This is a genomic window from Roseovarius tolerans (genome assembly GCF_900109855.1).
GTDB lineage: Bacteria > Pseudomonadota > Alphaproteobacteria > Rhodobacterales > Rhodobacteraceae > Roseovarius > Roseovarius tolerans.
This window is the reverse complement of the sequence record NZ_FOBO01000008.1, coordinates 147,797-166,999: the sequence shown is the minus strand read 5'-3', so window position 1 is coordinate 166,999 and position 19,203 is coordinate 147,797. Positions and strand designations below refer to the sequence as shown.

Annotated in this window: 15 protein-coding genes; 8 read left to right on the top strand and 7 right to left on the bottom strand. The window is 66.9% G+C overall.

The annotated features are described in order from the left end of the window. Nucleotides 1-119 precede the first annotated feature (119 nt). The 4 genes from BMX04_RS10065 to BMX04_RS10050 all read left to right on the top strand — a co-directional run bounded on the left by BMX04_RS10065 (nucleotide 120) and on the right by BMX04_RS10050 (nucleotide 4,793). Nucleotides 120-584 (top strand): (2Fe-2S)-binding protein, encoded by a 465-nt coding sequence (locus tag BMX04_RS10065; RefSeq protein WP_074786103.1) that lies wholly within the window; start codon nucleotides 120-122, stop codon nucleotides 582-584. Nucleotide 585: 1 nt separating this feature from the next. Further along, entirely contained in the window at nucleotides 586-2,826 is a 2,241-nt protein-coding gene (locus BMX04_RS10060; protein ID WP_074786102.1) for a xanthine dehydrogenase family protein molybdopterin-binding subunit, read from the top strand. A 40-nt stretch (nucleotides 2,827-2,866) separates the two neighbouring features. Then, on the top strand, nucleotides 2,867-3,919 hold the full coding sequence (locus BMX04_RS10055) for an AbrB family transcriptional regulator (protein ID WP_074786101.1): 1,053 nt from the start codon (nucleotides 2,867-2,869) through the stop codon (nucleotides 3,917-3,919). A gap of 118 nt (nucleotides 3,920-4,037) precedes the next feature. Continuing rightward, the gene (locus tag BMX04_RS10050) at nucleotides 4,038-4,793 is read left to right on the top strand and encodes an SDR family NAD(P)-dependent oxidoreductase (protein ID WP_074786100.1); all 756 of its coding nucleotides are present in this window, start codon (nucleotides 4,038-4,040) and stop codon (nucleotides 4,791-4,793) included. On the opposite strand, the gene BMX04_RS10045 is transcribed toward BMX04_RS10050, so the two are convergent. After that, nucleotides 4,780-5,799: a fatty acid desaturase gene (locus BMX04_RS10045; RefSeq protein ID WP_074786099.1), complete on the bottom strand. Its 1,020-nt coding sequence runs from the start codon at nucleotides 5,797-5,799 to the stop codon at nucleotides 4,780-4,782. The two genes, BMX04_RS10050 and BMX04_RS10045, sit on opposite strands and share 14 nt — an antisense overlap. Nucleotides 5,800-5,939: 140 nt before the next feature. On the opposite strand from BMX04_RS10045, the gene BMX04_RS10040 reads away from it, so the two are divergent. Then, entirely contained in the window at nucleotides 5,940-6,659 is a 720-nt protein-coding gene (locus BMX04_RS10040; RefSeq protein ID WP_074786098.1) for a hypothetical protein, read from the top strand. Between the two features lie 273 nt (nucleotides 6,660-6,932). On the opposite strand, the gene der is transcribed toward BMX04_RS10040, so the two are convergent. The 3 genes from der to BMX04_RS10025 are packed head-to-tail and all read right to left on the bottom strand — an operon-like array spanning nucleotide 6,933 to nucleotide 10,518. After that, nucleotides 6,933-8,396: a ribosome biogenesis GTPase Der gene (der, locus tag BMX04_RS10035; RefSeq protein ID WP_074786097.1), complete on the bottom strand. Its 1,464-nt coding sequence runs from the start codon at nucleotides 8,394-8,396 to the stop codon at nucleotides 6,933-6,935. Nucleotides 8,397-8,446: 50 nt separating this feature from the next. Further along, the gene (locus BMX04_RS10030) at nucleotides 8,447-9,775 is read right to left on the bottom strand and encodes a PQQ-like beta-propeller repeat protein (protein ID WP_083398154.1); all 1,329 of its coding nucleotides are present in this window, start codon (nucleotides 9,773-9,775) and stop codon (nucleotides 8,447-8,449) included. Between the two features lie 53 nt (nucleotides 9,776-9,828). After that, nucleotides 9,829-10,518: a tetratricopeptide repeat protein gene (locus tag BMX04_RS10025; RefSeq protein WP_050662705.1), complete on the bottom strand. Its 690-nt coding sequence runs from the start codon at nucleotides 10,516-10,518 to the stop codon at nucleotides 9,829-9,831. Between the two features lie 206 nt (nucleotides 10,519-10,724). Here BMX04_RS10025 and BMX04_RS10020 point away from each other — a divergent pair, with 206 nt between their 5' ends. From BMX04_RS10020 to BMX04_RS10010, 3 genes are all read left to right on the top strand, one after another. Further along, nucleotides 10,725-11,963 (top strand): efflux RND transporter periplasmic adaptor subunit, encoded by a 1,239-nt coding sequence (locus BMX04_RS10020; protein WP_074786096.1) that lies wholly within the window; start codon nucleotides 10,725-10,727, stop codon nucleotides 11,961-11,963. Further along, nucleotides 11,960-15,751 (top strand): efflux RND transporter permease subunit, encoded by a 3,792-nt coding sequence (locus BMX04_RS10015; RefSeq protein WP_074786095.1) that lies wholly within the window; start codon nucleotides 11,960-11,962, stop codon nucleotides 15,749-15,751. Before BMX04_RS10020 ends, BMX04_RS10015 begins: the two co-directional genes overlap by 4 nt. Before the next feature lie 211 nt (nucleotides 15,752-15,962). After that, nucleotides 15,963-16,139 carry a VPEID-CTERM sorting domain-containing protein gene (locus BMX04_RS10010; protein ID WP_074786094.1) on the top strand — a complete coding sequence of 59 codons (177 nt, stop codon included), beginning with the start codon at nucleotides 15,963-15,965 and terminating at the stop codon, nucleotides 16,137-16,139. Nucleotides 16,140-16,151: 12 nt separating this feature from the next. Here the strand turns inward: BMX04_RS10010 and xrtE are convergent, their stop codons facing one another. From xrtE to BMX04_RS09995, 3 genes are all read right to left on the bottom strand, one after another. Further along, on the bottom strand, nucleotides 16,152-17,759 hold the full coding sequence (gene xrtE / locus BMX04_RS10005) for an exosortase E/protease, VPEID-CTERM system (protein ID WP_074786093.1): 1,608 nt from the start codon (nucleotides 17,757-17,759) through the stop codon (nucleotides 16,152-16,154). Between the two features lie 66 nt (nucleotides 17,760-17,825). After that, on the bottom strand, nucleotides 17,826-18,491 hold the full coding sequence (locus tag BMX04_RS10000; protein ID WP_074786092.1) for an alpha/beta hydrolase: 666 nt from the start codon (nucleotides 18,489-18,491) through the stop codon (nucleotides 17,826-17,828). Beyond that, nucleotides 18,488-19,117, bottom strand: a complete 630-nt coding sequence (locus BMX04_RS09995; protein WP_074786125.1) for a DNA-3-methyladenine glycosylase family protein — start codon at nucleotides 19,115-19,117, stop codon at nucleotides 18,488-18,490. Before BMX04_RS09995 ends, BMX04_RS10000 begins: the two co-directional genes overlap by 4 nt. Between the last annotated feature and the right edge of the window lie 86 nt (nucleotides 19,118-19,203).

Genomic DNA, 19,203 nt, shown 5'->3' with positions numbered 1-19,203 from the left:
TGGGACTGAACTCCAATGGCAGTTCAAGCCCATGCCACCCCTCCCCCAAATCCCGCTTTACACCTGAACCGAACGGTTTATCTTCCATCCCAGCGCCCCGCGCGAAAGGAGCCTGCCCCATGCAACTCAGCGTCAACGGCGCCGACCACTCTCTCGACGATCTCGAACCCGAGATGCCGCTGCTCTGGGCCCTGCGCGACGTGCTCGGCATCAAGGGCCCGAAATACGGCTGCGGCATCGCCCAATGCGGGGCCTGCACCTTGCATATCGACGGCCAGGCCGTGCGCTCCTGCCAGGTGGCGGTGGGCGATGTCTGGGGTCCGGTGACCACGATCGAGGGGCTCGGCACGCCCGACGCTCCGCACCCGATACAGGCCGCATGGATAGACGCACAGGTGGCGCAATGCGGCTACTGCCAGTCCGGCCAGATCATGCAGGCCGCGAGTCTGCTGACAGAGACCCCCGACCCCACGGACGAGGACATCGACGACGCCATGTCCGGCAATCTGTGTCGTTGCGGCACCTATCCGCGCATCCGCGCCGCGATCAAGGCCGCCGCCAAGTCGATGAACGAAGGGGCCTGAGATGGGACGCGTGAAAACCATCGCCCGCCGCTCCTTCCTGATCGGCTCAGTCGCCATCGCGGGCGGCGTCGCCTTCGGGCTCTGGCGCTACAAGACACCCTATGCCAACCCCCTGCTCGCCGATCTGCCCGAGGGCGCGGCGGCGCTCACACCTTACGTGAGGATCACCTCCGACGCGATCACCCTGATCACGCCGCGCGCCGACAAGGGCCAAGGCGCGGTCTCGGTACAGGCCGCGCTGATTGCCGAGGAACTCGACGTCTCGCTCGATCAGATCGAGACCGATTTCGGCCCGCCCAGCCCCGCCTATTACAACACCGCCCTCGCAGGCGACGCGGTGCCGTTCCGCGCCACTAACGATAGCTGGCTCGCCGAAACTGTGCGCGACCTCGCCGATGCGCCGATGAAATTCCTCGGCATGCAGATCACCGGCGGCTCGACCACGGTGCCCGATGGCTATGACAAGCTGCGCCATGCCGGGGCGGTGGCGCGCGAGACGCTCAAGGCCACGGCCGCACGGCTGCACGGGGTGGAGCGGTCCGCCCTCAGCACCGAGACTGGCGCGGTGATCCTGCCCGACGGCACACGGCTCAGCTATCAGAGCCTTGCCTCAGAGGCCGCGCAGACCGACCCGGTCACCGATGTCACCCTGCGTGACCCGTCCGAGTGGCGATTGCTCGGAAAACCGATGCAGCGCATTGATATCGTGGCCAAATCCACCGGCACGCAGGGTTACGGCATCGACATCGACCAGCCCGAGATGCTGCATGCCGCGATCAGGCTCAACCCCGGTCAAGGCGCGGCGCTCGCCAGCTATGACGCCACCGAGGCGCGAACCATGCGCGGCGTGCAGAAGATCGTCGAAATCCCCGGCGGCGTGGCGGTAATCGCCGACAACACATGGCGCGCCATCCGCGCCGCCGAGGCGATCACCTGCGATTGGGCCGCAGCACCCTACCCCGCCGACATGGCAGATCACTGGCAGGCGCTGTCGGACAGCTTCACGCGCGACGCACAGGACAGCCAATTCCGCGACGAGGGCGATGTCGAGGCCGCACTGGCAGGCGGCGCGGAGATCGAGGTCGAATACCGCGCGCCCTACCTCGCCCATGCCCCGCTGGAGCCGCTCAGCGCCACCGTGCGCTACACGCCCGAGCGCATAGATATCTGGACCGGCACACAGGTGCCGCGCTTCATCGAGACCAACGTCGCCCGGATCACCGGGCTCGATCGCGACCGCATCCACGTCCACGCAGAGATGATCGGCGGCAGTTTCGGACACCGGCTGGAGGATGACGTGGTGCGCCACGCCACCCATATCGCCATGGAAATGCCGGGCCGCCCGATCAAGCTGACCTATTCGCGCGAAGAGGACATGGCGCATGACTTCCCCCGCCAGATCGCCATGGCGCGCGGGCGCGGGCGGGTCGAAAACGGCCGCGTCACCGCCTATGACCTGGGCATCGCCATGCCCTCAGTGCTCTCGTCGCAGATGGGCCGTCAGAACATCCCCGCGCCGGGGCCCGACCTGCAGATCGTGGCAGGCGCCTGGGATCAGCCCTTCGCCATCCCCGATTACCGCGTCACCGGCTACCGCGCGCCGGAACTCGCGCCGATCTCAAGCTGGCGCTCGGTCGGGGCGTCATCGAACGGATTTTTCCACGACTGCCTGCTCGATGAGCTCATTCACGCCGCCGGGGCCGACCCGCTGGAGGAACGCCTGCGCCTATGCACCCACGCCCCGTCGCGCGCGGTGCTCGAGGCGGTGGGCGAGATGTCGAACTGGGGCAGCGCCATGGACCCCGGCGCGGGGCGCGGCGTCGCCTATTGCCTCTCGTTCGGGGTGCCCTGCGCTCAGGTGGTGGAGGTCAGCGATACCGAGGACGGCATCCGCCTCGACAAGGTTTACGTCGCCGCCGATGTCGGCCGCATCATCGACCCGGTGAATTTCGACGGGCTGGTCAAGGGCGGCGTGATCTTCGGCTTGGGCCACGCGATGAACTGCCAGGTCACCTATGCAGACGGTGCAGCCGAACAGCGCAATTTCGATCAGTATCCGGGCATGCGTCTCTATCAATGCCCCGAAATCGAGGTGCGCGGGCTTGAGACCGCCGACAAGATTCGCGGCATCGGTGAGCCGCCCGTGCCCCCGGCCCCGGCAGCACTCGCCAACGCGATCTTCGCCGCCACCGGCACGCGGCTGCGCGAAATGCCCTTCGACCGTCACGTGACCTTCGCCTGAGCCCCTTGCCCCCGCCCGCGCGGGGTGGTTCAAGAGGGGCATGCCGCATATCCTGACCACTCTCGCGCTGCTCGCGCTCTCGGGTCTCGCCGGGTTTGGCGCGCAGGCCATCGGCACGCCACTGCCCTTCATGCTGGGTCCTTTGGCCGCTTCCGCGCTGATCGCCACCGCCCTGCCCGGGCATCTGCCGCAGGGCTACCGCTTTCCCACATGGCTGCGCCTCGGCTTCATCGCGATCATCGGGCTGATGATCGGATCGCAGGTCACAACCGCGCTCTTTACCGAGGCGCATCACTACGCGCTGACGCTTGGCGCGGTCACGCTCTTCGTCGGGCTGGCACATGGGCTGGGCTACGCGGTCTTCCGCGCCTTGGGCGGCTATGACAGCACCACCGCCTTTTACGCCAGCACCCCCGGCGGGCTATACGAGAGCATCGAGATGGGCGAGGCGGCAGGTGCCGACATGACCCGGCTGATGATGCAGCAATTCCTGCGGATCATCGTGGTGGTGACGCTGCTGCCCTTGGGCCTCTCGCTCTGGCTGGGGGAGCCGGTGGGCAGTGCGGCGGGCCAAAGCCTGGCGCGCGGCGATGTGCCATGGTCCGACCTGCCGCTGGTGGCACTTGCGGGGCTGGCCGGGCTGGCTCTGGGCCACGCCCTGCGCCTGCCTGCCGGGCAGATGACCGGGCCGATGGCGGTGGCGGCGCTGCTCTCGTTGACCGGCTGGCTCAGTTTCGACATCCCGCAATGGCTGGTGAACCTCGCGCAGATGGTGCTGGGCACAGCCCTCGGCATGCGCTTCACCGGGCTGAGCCGGGGGCTCTTGCTGCGCGGCGCGGGGCTGGCGCTGGTGTCGGTGGGCGGCATGCTGGCAATCGGCGTGGGGCTCGCCGCGCTGCTGCACGGCATGACGGATGAGCCGGTGGATGTGCTGGTGATCAGCCTCGCCCCCGGCGGCGTTACCGAAATGGCGCTGGTGGCGCTCAGCCTGCAGGCCAACCCGGCCTTCGTCACCCTGCACCACATCTACCGGATCTTGCTGACGGTCGTGACCCTCGGGGTGATCACGCGGCTGCGGCAGCGCATCGGCTGATAGGTCGGCCTATGAGTATTTTTCCCATAAAGAAACCGGGGCTTTGACAGTCCGTCTTTGACAGTCAGGCACGCAGGCGGTATTTGAACATATGTTCATTTAATCGCAGGAGAGCGGCATGCGCATCGAGGACACGGCGGCGATCATCACGGGCGGGGCGTCGGGGCTGGGCGAGGCGACGGCGCGGCAATTCCGCGAGGCAGGCGCGCAGGTCACGCTGCTTGACCGGGACGCCGAACGCGGGCGCGCGCTGGCTGAGGAAATCGGCGCCGGATTCGCCGAGACCGACGTCACCGACGAGGCCTCCGTCGCCGAGGCGATCACCCGCGCCAAGTCGGAAATGGGCCGGATCACGGCCGCGGTAAACTGCGCCGGCATCGCCACCGGGGCCAAGGTGCTGGGCCGCGACGGCCCGCACCCGCTCGACGCGTTCCGCCGCACCATCGACATCAACCTCGTGGGCACATTCAACGTGGCCCGCCTCGCCGCCGCCGCCATGGCCGAAAATGCCCCCGATGCGGACGGCGCGCGCGGCGTGATCGTCAACACCGCCTCCATCGCCGCCTTTGACGGGCAGAAGGGACAGGCGGCCTATGCGGCCTCCAAGGGCGGGATCGTCGGGCTGTCGCTGCCGATGGCGCGGGATCTGTCGCGCGAGGGGATTCGCGTGATGGCGATCGCCCCCGGCATCTTCGCCACCCCGATGATGCGCGGGCTGCCGCAGGACGTGCAGGACGGTCTCGCTGCCGAGGTGACCTTTCCCAAACGTTTGGGCGACCCGGCGGAATATGCGCGGCTGGCACGGTTCATCGTCGAATGCGGCTATCTCAACGGCGAGGTCATCCGCCTCGACGGGGCGCTCAGGATGCAGTGACGCGCGTGGCCGAGGCGCGCCTGCGCGGCGCGGGAAACGGCACCAGCCGCCCGCTCTCCTCGTCCCAGAGCTTGAGCCGGAAACTCGCAAGCGCCTCGGGCCAGCGGATCACGTCATGAGACCTGAGATGATCCGGAAGCTCGTTCTGGCAGCGCCGCAAGTTGTAGGACGGGATGCCGGGGTTGTAATGGTGCAGGTCGTGATAGGCGATATTGCCGGTGCCCAGATCCCACAGCCAGCCGAGATCGAGCGAGCTTGACCCCTCCAGCGTCGCCTTGCGGAAATCCAGATCGGGCTTGCGGTCCCAGTAGGTCTCTTCGAAATTATGCTGAAGATAGACCAGGAACACCCCAATCACCCCGGCAATCACCGCGCTCAGCGCCAGCACCCCGACACCCGGCCAGCCGAGTGTGGCCCAGACCAGCGCCACAAACCCCGCCAGCACCGCGTTATGCGCGATCACGCCCCACACCCCGACCCGAGCCGTGTTACGCGGCCAACGATAGGCGATGAAATAGGTAACGATCCCGCCCAGTGACAGCATCACCACCGGGTTGCGGTAAATCCGGTACCACAGCCGCCGGTGCCACGGGGCGGCCTGCCATTCGCACAGTGTCATGGTATAGACTTCGGTCGTCTCGCGGTGATCGAGATTGCCGAGATAGGCGTGATGCAGGTTGTGATTGTATTGCATGACCCTGAACGGTGTCAGCGAAAAGACCGACAGAACATGCCCCGCCACATCGTTCAGCCAGCGCGTCGCGAAAAGCGAATGATGCCCGCAATCATGCTGCAACACGTAAAGCCGCACGGTCGCGAAGGCCAGAACCAGCACCAGCGGCGCCGCAACTAGCCACGCGCCCTGCCCCGCCAGCAGCCCCGCGCCCGCCAGCGCCGCCACATAGACCACCAGTGTCTCTGCGAAGGACACCCCGCCGCGCAGATCGCTCTTGGCCGTGTAGGGCTTGAGAAATGCGCGCAGGGACTGGTCTCTGGCGGTGGTCATGGCGGCCTCCTTTGTGAAAGGGATATCAACCTTTTACCCTCCAAGATTTGAACTTCTCGTGATGCAATGCAAGGGGCGGCGCGGTTTTTTCGGCGCACATGGGGATTGACGCAGCGCGGTGCGCAGACGATGGAAGGGGCATGATCCGGTTTCTCGCCTTCGCCCATCTCGCCGCCGCACTCGGTTTCGCCGCCTCACCGTTCCTCGGCGACGGCTTCAACGGGTTCAGCCCCGATCAGTTTCCCGTGCCACAAGACGACCCGGCGGTGCAGCCTGCAGGCTATGCCTTCGCGCTCTGGGGGGTGATCTATCTGTGGCTCATCCTCGGCGCGGTGTTTGGCCTGATCGCCCGCAGGGAGGATGCGGGCTGGTCGCAGGTGCGCGCACCGCTGGTGGCGAGCCTGCTGGTGGGGGCCGCGTGGATTCCGGTCGCCAATGCCTCGGTGCCCTGGGCCACGGTGATGATCTGGGCGATGCTGGCCACGGCGCTATTCGCGCTCCTGCGCGCGCCGTCTCGCGACGGCTGGTGGCTGTCCGGGCCAGTCGGGCTCTATGCCGGATGGCTGACGGCGGCGAGTTCGGTCTCGGTCGGGCTGGTGCTGGACGGCTATGGCTGGCTGCCGGACGTGGCGGCGGCGGTCGTGGCCCTCGCACTTGCCCTCGTGATCGCGGCTGCGGTCCTGACGCTCCGCCCCCGCGCGCTCACCTACGCGGCGGGCGTGATCTGGGCCCTGATCGGTGTGGTTGTGCAGAACATGGGCGACGGCAGCCCGCTGACACTCGGATTGGCGGCAGGCGGCGCGCTGCTGATCACGGCGAAGGCCGGATATGCCCTGCGGCGCGGGGGAAGCGTAGTCTAGCGTGGCGATGGTGGCCTAAACCCGACATACGCACCACCCGCGCGAAACGCACCGAAGGTGCCGCGCGATCGCCATGCCAGAGGCATGCCTCCGGCATGACGCCGTCCCGCGGCCTGGCGAATTGATAGGGTGCGCAACGTGTTGAGTTCAGAATGACTTGGCTGGGATAAAGTGCGGGCATCAGCCGTCGCATCGCCAGTCCCCGGCCCTGCGACCGCGCGGCACCTTCTGGCGGGGTGCTATGCCCGCTTCAGGCCCAAAACCACCCATCCCCTATTTCGACGACCGCCCCGAGATGTGCTTGCGCAGGCTCGACGGGCCCGGCTTCTTCTTGGCCTTGTAGGGGTTCTTGTCCGACTGGCTGCGCATATAGAGGCGCACCGGCGTCCCCGGCATATCAAAGTCGTCCCGCAACCCGTTGATCAGATAGCGCGTATAGCTTTCCGGCAGCTTGTCTGGATGGCTGCACATCACCACGAAACCAGGGGGCCGCGTCTTGGCCTGCGTCATGTAGCGCAGCTTGATCCGGCGTCCGCCCGGCGCGGGCGGCGGGTGCTGCTCCAGCATCCCCACCAGCCAGCGATTGAGATGCGCCGTGGTGATCCGCCGGTTCCAGACCTCATGCGCCTTTTCCACCGCCGCGCGCAGCCGGTCGAGACCCTTTCCGGTCTTGGCCGACACCGTCACCAGCGGCGCACCGCGCAGCTGCGGCAAAAGCCGCTCGAACGCCTCGCGCAACTCGCGCAGTTTCTGCTGCTTCTCGGGCTCCACGTCCCATTTGTTGACCGCCACCACCACCGCACGCCCCTCGCGCTCGGCCAGGTCGGCGATCCGAAGGTCCTGCTGCTCGAAGGGAATGGCGGCATCCAGAAGAACCACCACCACCTCGGCGAATTTCACCGCCCGCAACCCGTCCGACACCGACAGCTTTTCCAGCTTGTCCTGCACCCGCGCCTTCTTGCGCATGCCCGCCGTGTCGAAAATCCGCACCGGCAGCCCGTCCCAGTCGAGCGCGAGCGAGATCGCATCGCGGGTGATCCCCGCCTCGGGGCCGGTCAGCAGCCGCTCTTCCCCCAGTATCGTGTTGATAAGGGTGGATTTTCCGGCATTGGGCCGACCCACCACAGCCACCTGCAAGGGCCGCGCCTTGGTCGGCGTATGGTCATACTGCGCGGGCGTCTCGCCCTCTTCATTGACCTCGATATCGGTGACCGGGGCATCCGCCTCGGCGCGCTCCTCATAGGCATCGGCCAGCGGCTGCAACTGCGCATAAAGATCGTTCAGACCCTCACCATGCTCCGCCGACAGGCGAATGGGCTCGCCCAGCCCAAGGCCCCAGGCCTCGATCACCCCGGCATCGGCGGCAGAGCCCTCGGCCTTGTTCGCCGCAAGGATCACGTGATCCGACCGCTTGCGCAGGATCTCGGCAAAGATTTCGTCCACCGGCGTCACCCCGGTGCGCGCGTCGATCACGAAGAGGCACACATCGGCCATCTCCACCGCCCGCTCGGTCAGCCGCCGCATCCGGCCTTCGAGGCTGTCATCCGTGGCATCCTCCAGCCCCGCCGTGTCGATCACGGTAAAGCGCAGATCGCCAAGCCGCGCCGCCCCCTCGCGCAGGTCGCGCGTCACGCCGGGCTGGTCATCGACCAGCGCCAGGCGCTTGCCCACAAGGCGGTTGAATAGCGTGGACTTGCCCACATTGGGGCGTCCCACGATGGCGAGGGTGAAAGACATGGATCAGGCTCCGCTCCGGCGTCAAGCCGGTCTGATACAGGATCGCGCGGTCAACGGAAAGCCAGCAACTGACCCTTTTTCGACACGACATAAAGCGTGCCGCCCGCAACCACCGGATTGGACGTGGCCCCGCCCGGCAATTCTACGCTGCGGATCATCTGACCCGAGGCCGGATCGAAGAACCGCAGCCGCCCGTCGCCCGAGGCAAGGACCAGCTGCCCGCCCGCGATGATCGGACCGAAATGTCCGACGATCTGCGCCTGCTTGCGCGGTTTGCGTTCGTCAAAGAGCGGCAGGGAATGGCCCCAGATGCGGGTGCCGTCCTGCGCCGCGAGCCGCACCAGCTCGTTGCGATCCGTGACCATGAAGAGCGAGTCGCCCACAGGCCAGACCGGGTTCAGCGGGCCCTCGTTTGCCGTCCAGATGCGCTTGCCGCTGCCCAGCCGCAGCGCGACGGTGCGGCCCGCATGGCTGCCGGTATAGACGCGGTCGCCGACCACCACCGGATCGCCGGTGATATCCAGCACCTGCGCGCTTGCCACACCAGAGCGTTGCCCCGCGACCTGCGCATCCCAGAGCCGCAAGCCACCCTTGCGGAACGCGCCCTGCAATTCGCCCGCGCCAAAGGCCAGCACGGCATATTTCTCGGTCAGCGCCGGGGCCGGTCCGCCCAGAACGTTGTGAATGTCCGGCGTCGCACTCAGCTGCCAGTCAACCCGGCCCGTCGCGGTATCCAGCACCCAGGCCACATCGTCGCCCGCCACTACATAGACCCGCCCGTCATAAACCGTGGGCGTCGCGGTGCCGGGCGAACCAAGGTCCTGTGACCACAGCGCCGCCCCGGTTTCAGGGTCAAGCGCGCTCAGCACGCCGAACCCCGAGGACACGAAGAGCTTGCCATCGCCGAACGCCAGCCCGCCACCGCTGGCATGATCGGAGCGGTCATTCGGCGGCGTGAGGTCGCTGGTCCACAGCAGGGACCCGCTGGTCGAGACCGCCGCGACCTGCGCCTTCGCATCGAGCGTGAACACACGTCCGCCCGCCACCACCGGATCGGCGGTAATGCGCACGCGACGCCCGTCGCCTGCGCCGATATTCACAGACCAGGCCAGTTGCGGTGCTACCGAGAGCGCCGGATGCGCCACCCGCGTCGAGGGCGTGCCAATGCGCTGCGTCCACTCGGCATTGTTCACCGCCGCCGGAAGCGTGACCGCCACCACCTGATTTTCGGGGGTTTCCTCGGCCTGCGCGCGGCGCACCTCGCTTTGCAGCACCTCGCGAATGCCCTCGCGCTCGCCGCTCAGGATCGGCTCATTCTTGGAACAGGCCGTCAGGGCAAGGGCCACCGCCAGCCCCAGAAATACCGTTTTCGCCGTCACTGCATCGTCCTCACTTGTCGCCTCTTGCCGCCTGCCCCGTGATGCCGCGCTTATTACTGCAGCACGGTCGCTGTATCGGGGTCGGCCATCGGTGTGTCCGGCGGCTCTTCTCCCAGTGCCACAATCACTTGTGTGACGCGCCGACGCAAGCCCGCTGTGGCCTCGGCATCCACCGCGATCCGCGTCAGAGCCTCGAGCGCCCCCGCACGATCCCCGGTTTCGAGCGCGAGCAGCGCCAATTGCTCTTCGGCCAGAAGGCGCACGACGCCGCCCTCCGACACCATCCCCTCAAGACGCGTGCGACGGTCCTCGACGCTCAGCCCCGATCCCGGCAGCGTCACCGCCTTGAGCGTGGCGATCTGACGATAGACCGACAGGGTGGCATCGCGGTCGGCAATGTCCAGCAGGCGCGCCGCAGCCGCTTCCGGGTCCTGATCCGCGCCCTCGGCGGCGGCCAGCAGGTCCACCACCGCAGCGGCCTCGGGGTTCGGTGCATCTACATTAGCCAGCGCCGTCGCGCGCGCCGCACGGTCCTCAGCCGATAGCGCCGACAGAATACTGTCCCCGAAGTCCTGCGCCGTCGCCCGCGCCTGCGCCTTGCGCCACTCGTTCCACGCGGCCCCGCCCACCAAAAGCAGAATCGCCAGAATGGCGATCCAGCCATAGCGCCGCATCAGCCGGAACAACCGGTCGCGCCGCACCTCTTCGGTGACTTCCTCGATGAAACTGTCGGTGTCGCTCACGCCGTCGCCCCTTTGCGAAATTTCCGCTCCTCTTAACCCGAAGCCCGCCCCCTGCCAAGGGGCGGCGGTGCGCTGCCATGTCTGACGCTTGCAGTGACGCGCGGAAAAGATTAATCTGAACCGGTCAGTTCAGCGTATCCGTCTTATTGCCCGGCGGTGCGCCGCTTGGCGTGCCGACCGTTGTCACAAGTCCTGAAAGTTCACTCATGCGCCTGGTTCCCATTCTGATCGCCGTGCTGGTCTCCGGGCTGATCTATGCATTCGTGTTCGAGCGGGATCGCTTGCTCGCCCTGCTGCCCCAAACCGAAGCGCCAAGCAGCGAGAGCCCCGCCACCGGGGCCGACACCGGCGAATCGGCGCAACCGCAGACCGAGACAATGCGCGTCGTCGTGCAGCGATCAAAGGCCCGCGACGTGGACAGCGCCGTGATCGTCCGGGGCCGCACCGAGGCCGACCGTATCGTGGAACTGCGCGCCGAAACCTCCGGTCTCGTGATATCCCAGCCGCTGCGCAAGGGGGCCTTCGTTGATCAGGGCGACGAGCTTTGCCGCCTTGATCCGGCGGCGCGGCAGGCCACGGTGCAAGAGGCCCGCGCCCGGCTGGCCGAGGCCAAAAGCCGCGTCCCCGAGGCCAAGGCCCGCGTCGAAGAGGCCCGCGCGCAACTCGAAGAGGCCGAGATCAACCGCAACGCCGCCGAGAACCTCGTCACCGATGGTTTCGCCTCGCAGACCCGCGTCGCCGCCACCCGCGCCGTCGTCAGTTCCGCGCAGGCCGCGGTGCAATCGGCCACCTCGGGGCTCGAGGCCGCCCGCGCCGGGATCGAATCCGCCCGCGCCGCCGTGGCCAGCGCCGAAAAGGAAATCGACCGCCTGAGCATCACCGCGCCCTTTTCCGGCGTGCTGGAGACAGACACCGCCGAAATCGGCAGCCTGCTGCAACCCGGCGCGCTCTGCGCCACGGTGCTGCAACTCGACCCGATCACGCTGGTGGGATTCGTGTCGGAAATGCAGGTCGCCCGGGTCGAGTATGATGCCCCCGCCACCGCGCGCACCACCTCCGGCAGCGAGGTCAAGGGCACGGTCAGCTTTCTGTCCCGCGCCGCAGATGACACCACCCGCACCTTCCGGGTCGAGGTGCGCGTGCCCAATCCCGACCTCGGCCTGCGCGACGGCGAAACCGCCGAGATCCGGATCAGCGCCGAAGGCAAGGCCGCACATCTGCTGCCGCAATCGGCACTCACCCTCAATGACGAGGGCACGCTTGGCCTGCGCCTGGTGGATGCAGAGACCCGCGCGCAGTTTGTACCGGTGACGGTGTTGCGCGACACGCCCAACGGCGTCTGGCTCACCGGCCTGCCCGAGACCGCCGACGTGATCGTGATCGGGCAGGAATACGTGAGCGACGGCGTGCCCGTGCGCCCGGTCTATCAGGAGCTTGGCCAATGACCGGCATCGTCGACTGGGCCGCCGCCCGGGCGCGGATGGTGCTGGCCTTCATCGTGCTGTCGATCCTCGCCGGCACGCTCTCGTATATGGGCCTGCCCAAGGAGGGCGAGCCCGATATCGAGATCCCGGCGCTCTTCATCACCGTGCCCTTCCCCGGCATTTCCGCCGAGGACAGTGAGAAACTGCTGGTCAAGCCGATGGAGACCGAACTCAGCGATCTCGACGGGCTCAAGGAAATGACCGGCACCGCGGCCGAGAATTTCGGCGGCGTGGCACTCGAATTCGAATTCGGCTGGGACAAGACCAAGATCCTCGCCGATGTGCGCGACGCGATGGATGCCGCCGAGGCCGACTTTCCCGACGGGTTCGAGAAATACACCATCAACGAGGTGAATTTCAGCGAATTCCCGATCGTCATCGTCAACCTCTCGGGCCCGGTCCCCGAACGCACCATGTCGCGGCTGGCCAAGGATCTTCAGGACACGCTCGAAGGGCTGGAACCGGTGCTCGAGGCGGGCATCGCGGGCAATCGCGACGAGATGGTCGAGGTGGTGATCGACCCGCTCCGCCTCGAAGCCTACAACGTCACCGTCAACGAATTCGTCGAGGTCGTGCGCAACAACAATCAGCTGATCCCGGCGGGCGAGGTCGACAACGCCCAAGGCACCTTCGCGGTCAAGATCCCCTCCTCCTTCGAGGAAACCCGCGATATCTACGAATTGCCGATCAAGACCAATGGCGACCGGATCGTGCGCTTGGGCGATCTGGCCACGATCAACCTCACCTTCGAGGACCGGATCGGCACCGCGCGGTTCAACGGCGAGACGACGGTCGCGCTGCAGGTGGTCAAGCGCAAGGGCTTCAACATCATCGACACCGCCGATCTGGTCCGCGAGGTGGTGGCCGAGGCCGAAACCCGCTGGCCCGAGGAATTGCAGGTCGCGGTCAATGTCGGCACCTCGAACGATCAGTCGCGCACCGTGGCCTCGATGGTCAGCCAGCTTGAAGGCTCGGTGCTCACCGCCATCGCGCTGGTGATGATCGTCACGCTGGCCGCCCTTGGCATCCGCCCGGCGCTGCTGGTGGGCTTCGCGATCCCGACCTCGTTCCTGTTGTGCTTTGCCCTGCTGGCCGTGATGGGCGTGGCGATCTCGAATATCGTGATGTTCGGCCTGATCCTTGCCGTCGGCATGCTGGTCGACGGCGCCATTGTCGTGGTGGAATACGCCGACAAGCGCATCGCCGAGGGCGAGGGCCCGATGCATGCCTATGTCGGGGCCGCCAAGCGGATGTTCTGGCCGGTGGTCAGTTCCACCGCCACCACGCTCTGCGCCTTCCTGCCGATGCTGTTCTGGCCCGGCGTGCCGGGGCAGTTCATGGGGATGCTGCCGGTCACGCTGATTTTCGTGCTCTCGGCCTCGCTCCTGGTGGCGCTGGTGTACCTGCCGGTTCTGGGCGGCGTCACCGGGCGGCTGGAGCGGTGGTTCAACGACCGGATCGACCAGATCGCGGGCGGCTTCTGGCTCTGGCATATTCTGCTCTTTCCGCTGGCGCTCGGAGCAGTCTATCTCGCAGGGCAAGCCGCGCCGGTGCTGTTCGATCAGGTGACGGCGGAATTCTCCGGCATGGACAGCGACGATATCCTCGGCTCGGTGATGCCGGTGCTGGCCACGGTCTTCGGCCTGCTTCTGGGCGTGGTGGCGCTGATCGGCGTCGGCGTGGCCAGCGTTCTGACCACGCTGCTGGGGCTGATGGCGATCCCGCGTCGCTGTGGCAACCTGTTGCGCGCCATCGGCCGCACCCTCCTGCCCCGCCGCCGCACGCGGGTGCGCGCGGGCTATCGCCGCTCCGTCTTCGGCTGGGTGATCCACGCGATCACCGGCAACCCGGTGATGCCGCTGGTGGCGTTCGGTGCGATCTTCGTGCTCGTGGGCTCGGTGCTGATGTTCTACGTGAACAACAACAACGGCACCGAATTCTTCGTCGACAGCGAACCCGAACAGGCCATCGTCTACGTGCGCGGACGCGGCAACCTGTCGATCGACCAGAAGGACCGGCTGGTCAAACAGGTCGAGGATATCGTGCGCGCCCATCCCGGCATCGAGACCGCCTTCGCCTTTGCCGGGGATGGCGGGCTCGACAACAATACCGGCGGCGCGCAGCCCCCCCGCGACACCATCGGCCAGGTGCAACTGGAAACCATCCCGTGGGAGGACCGCCCGCGCGCCACCGAAACCTGGTTCACCATTCCGCTGCTCGACATTCCCGTGAACCGCCACGTGGTCGCCCCCGACTTTGACGGCGACGCGGTGATCGCCGACCTGACCCGGCAACTCGAAGAGATCCCCGGCATCAAGATCGAGATCCTCGCACAATCGCGCGGTCCCGCCTCGGCCAAACCGGTGCATCTGCGCATCAAGGGCGACGACTGGCAGGCGCTCAAGGCGTTCACCGAACAGGCCCGCGCGCAGTTCGAAGAGACCGCAGGCCTGCGCCAGATCGAAGATACTCTGCCCCTGCCCGGCATCGACTGGCAGATCGACGTCGATGTCGAAAAGGCCGGCCGCTTCGGCGCGGATGTGGCGATCGTCGGCGCGATGGTGCAGCTTGTGACGCGCGGCATCCTGCTCGACACGATGCGCGTCGACAGCAGCGACGAGGAAATCGAGATCCGCGTGCGCCTGCCCGAGGAAAACCGCGTGCTCTCCACCCTCGACAGCCTCAAGGTGCGCACCGAGGACGGGCTGGTGCCGCTGTCCAACTTCATCAGCCGCAAACCGGTGCAGCAACTGGCACAGATCGACCGCATCGACCAGACCCGGTTCTTCGACGTCAAGGCGGCAGTGGCGGACGGGATGACCCGAACCGTCACAGGGCCGGACGGGGCCGAAACCACCGTGCCGATCACCGCTAATGAACGGATCGAACGGCTGACCGAGTGGCTTTCGTCAGGCGTCGTGCCGCCGGGCATCAGCTACGAATGGACCGGCGACGCCGAGGATCAGGAGGAATCGGGCGCCTTCCTGCAAAAGGCCTTCGCAGGCGCGCTCGGCCTGATGTTCATCATCCTTCTGGCGCAGTTCAACAGCGTCTATAACGCGGTTCTGGTGCTGCTCGCGGTGGTCCTGTCCACGGCTGGCGTGCTGATCGGCATGCTGGTGATGAACCAGCCGTTCTCGATCATCATGACCGGCACCGGCATCGTCGCGCTGGCGGGCATCGTGGTGAACAACAACATCGTGCTGATCGACACCTATCAGGACTACGCCCGCTACATGCCGCGGATTTCCGCGATCACCCGCACGGCTCAGGATCGCATTCGCCCGGTGCTGCTGACAACGATCACCACCATGGCGGGGCTGGCACCGATGATGTTCGGCCTCAGCCTCGATTTCTTCAATGGCGGCTACGCCTTCAACAGCCCCACCGCGCTCTGGTGGAAGCAACTGGCGACGGCGGTGGTCTTCGGCCTCGGCATCGCCACGGTGCTGACGCTGATCTTCACCCCGGCGATGCTGGCCCTGCGGGTCTGGGCCACCACCTACGTTCTCTGGGGCGCGCGGCTGATGGCGATGCTGTCGATGGGCCGCTCCAGCCGCGCCGCGCGCGACTGGGCGCTGCAACGCGCGGCCCGGCGCATGGCGGGCACCGAACTCGTCTGGCCGGATGAGCGCGCCCCCCGCCCCGGCTATGTCGAGGAAGAGACCGCCGAGGCCCCGCATCTCGACGACCTCAAGCGCGTTCTGGACGAGCGCGCGCCCAAGCCGCCGCTGCGCGCCGCCGAGTGATTCTGCCCTGCGCGCTCCCAAAACAACGTGACTTGGCCGGTTTGCCGAAATCCCGCGCAGCAGGATGGAAACAATACCGGCTCAAAACGCCGCGTCGTTGACAAATCGCGGTCAATCGTACTTCGGGTCTTGAAAAATGGCGAAAAAACGGCGACTTTTGGGCATCAATCTGCGCAAACATTAAAGCACATCTATTCTGGGGGACGGCACAATGTGGAACTGGTTTTTCGGCGGCTATTACGGCGGCGGCACATCCGGGGGTGATACCGGGTCAGCATCGGCCGTGACGGAAATGGACGCCGCCAGCGGCACGTTGGCCATCGCCGTCGTTCTGGCCGCACTTGTCCTGACCTGGGAAATCAAACGCCGCCGTCGCGCGCGGGGCTGAGGGGCCACCCCCTCAGATCAGCGCCCAATCTCCCCTCCAAAGGGCGACGGCAGCGATCAGTGCGTTCGCACTCGCATGGGCGGCCATGGCATCAGCCAGCCGCCCATGTCGCATGTAAAGCAACGAAAACACCACCCCCGCCAGCGCCGCCTCGATCCAGCGGCCATGCACCAGCGCGAACAATCCAGCCGAAACCGCGATCGCCGCCACCCGGCTCAGCGGCGTGCCCCGGTCGATCCGGGCCTGCACATATCCGCGAAAGATCAACTCTTCGATCACCGGCACCAGTGCCACCGTGCCCAGAATGCGCAACACGGCCCAGAGCGCAAAGGCCCCCGCACCCAAGCCTGCCAGCGCCTCGGGCACCGGATCTGCGGGTGGTGCCGTCACGATCCACGCCACACCGACCCCCAACCCCGCCAGCACTGCCAGCGGCGACGGCCAGTCCAGATAGCGCACCACCGTGGCCCGCGCCCACCAGAGCGCGCCCAGCATCAAACCCACCTGTAGCGGATAGCCCAGCGCAGGCGCGGCCCAGAACGCCTGCACGAGCATTCCCGACAGCGCGAACACGATGAACGGCACGATGCGCCCGGCCACGTCATCCTGCGCCAGCGGCGGCAGCGCGGACCGCGCCTCGGACCGGGCGTCATGCTGAAGCGCATAGCGGCTGCGGTTGACCACGACCAGCACCCACACGGCCAGCGCGGTGAACATGATCCAACCGGCGAAACTGTGAAACCCGTTGACCGCCAGTTCGGGCGAGACATGCGCGCCGATGAGGATCAGCGCGGTGATCCGAACTGTGTTGAAGACCCAGCTTGCCAGCAGCGCCAACGGCCAGATCACCAGCCCGAACCGGCGCAGCCGCAGATCATCGCGAAAGAGCACCGCATAAAGCGCAAGGAACGCGGTGATCAGCACCAGCCCCTCGATCCCCGAACAGGTCTCCGCCACCTCGACGCGAAACTCTTGCGTGCCGATGATATAGGCCTCCGGATTGACCACCACCACATCCGAGAACAGCCGCAACATCAGGTAGACCGCGATAAAGGTCACATCGGTCAGCGCCTGCACCGTCCAGAGCGGCCCGGCCAGCACCACAATGCCCGGAATCGCCGCCGCAACCCCGCAGATCGCCAGCACCGACGCGGCACGCCCGGACAGCCACCCGGACCATGCCCCGGGCCGCGCCAGCCAGAACAGCCCACCCGCCGCCGCCATCGCCGCCCCCGCGCAGAGCACCGGAAAGACGAGGTGAAAAATCTGGTTCATGTCAACGGCAGGAACGACGACCAGCGGGGCAAACGTCACCAAAAGCCCCGCGCCGTGCAGCAGCGCCCAACCCCGGCCACCGGGGGCCGTGCCGGTGATCCGCGCAAAGCCCGCGCGCGCCTCGGGCCGCGCCCAGAGATACACCCCCAGAAGCGAGGCCGCACAGACAACCCAAAGCGCCACCCAGCGCAACCCGCGACAGGCGGTCTCGACTGCCGTGGCGCGGCATTCGATATCGCTTAACACTTGAAAGGCGGCGACCAGCACCGCCATCTCGGCGACATAGAGCGCACCCAGCCAGAGCGCGCGATGCGGCAGGCCGCTATGTGCCGATGTCTGCTCCATCCCCCGCGCCTAGCCCGCGCGCGTGATCGCAATATGGCACGGCCGGGGCATTTTGCGGCCCCGCCCTCAGAGGCCCAGCTTGTCGCGCATGAACGCGAGCGCCACCGACAACCCATCGGGCGCGATCCCATGCGCGGTGCCCTTCATGATATGGGCATAGACGTCCTTCCAGCCCGCCTCCTGCAAGGCCTCGGCGGCCTCGGGCAGCGATTGCACCGGCACCACGTCATCGGCGTCACCATGCACCAGCAGAACCGGCGGGCGGCTGCGGGTCTCGTCGGCCAAAAGGTCCGGCGACAGCAACCGGCCGGAAAACGCCACGATCCCCGCCACCGCATCCTCGCGGCGCGGCGCCACGTGCAGCGCCATCATCGTGCCCTGCGAAAAGCCGAACAGCACCACCTGTTCGGGCAGCAGGTCCTCATCCACCATCAGCGCGTCGAGAAACGCATCGAGATCCTGCGCCGCCGCCATCAATCCGCGCTCGGCCTCTTCCTCGCTGGAATTGTCGATCCACGGGATCGGAAACCATTGCAGGCCCATCGGCATGCCGGGAATGCTCTCGGGCGCATCGGGTGCCACGAAGAGCGTATCGGGCAGATGCTCGCCCAACGGGTCGGCCAGACCCAGCAAATCCGCGCCATTGGCCCCGTAGCCATGCAGAAACACCACCGCTGAGCGGGTCTCGCCCGACACGGGCTCCCTGCGGTCCGCCTTCAATACCCGTGTCATCTGATCCCTTCCCTGTCCTTGGCCACCCGGTAATAGGCCCAGAGCAGCCGCGCCGCAACCGACCGCCACGGCGACCACGCAAGTGACATCTCGCGAAAGGCGCGGGGCTTGGGCCGCTCCGGCAGATCGTAGAGAATGCGTGCCGCCTCCTGCAACGCCAGATCGCCCGGCGCGAACACATCCGCCCGCCCGAGGCTGAACATCGCGTAAATTTCCGCCGTCCAGACACCGATGCCCGAAACTTCCGTCAGTGTGGCGATCACCTCGTCATCCGGCGCATCGCGCAACGCGGCATAGTCGATCTCGGCCTCGGCCAGCGCCCGGGCATAACGCGCCTTCTGACGGCTCAGGCCCACAGAGCGCAGGTCGTCGTCGCTAACCGCGCGAATCGTCTGCGGATCGGCATAACCGGCCGCCTCGACCCGCCCCCAGATCGCATTCGCTGAGGCGACGCTCACCTGCTGGCTGACAATGGCACTCAAAAGCCGGGTAAACCCGTCCTCGCTGCGCCGCAGGGGCAGCGCGCCAGTCTGCGCATAGGCCTGCGCCATGCGCGGGCAGACGGCGGCCAGATGCGCGGCCCCCTCGGCCACGTCGTCATGGGTTTCGATGATGCGTCCTGTCATGCCCGCGATCATAGGCCGCTTGCGGCAAAACCCAAGGGGGTGCGGACGCAATCGCGCTTGCACCCGCCCGCGCCCGGGTCTAGCAA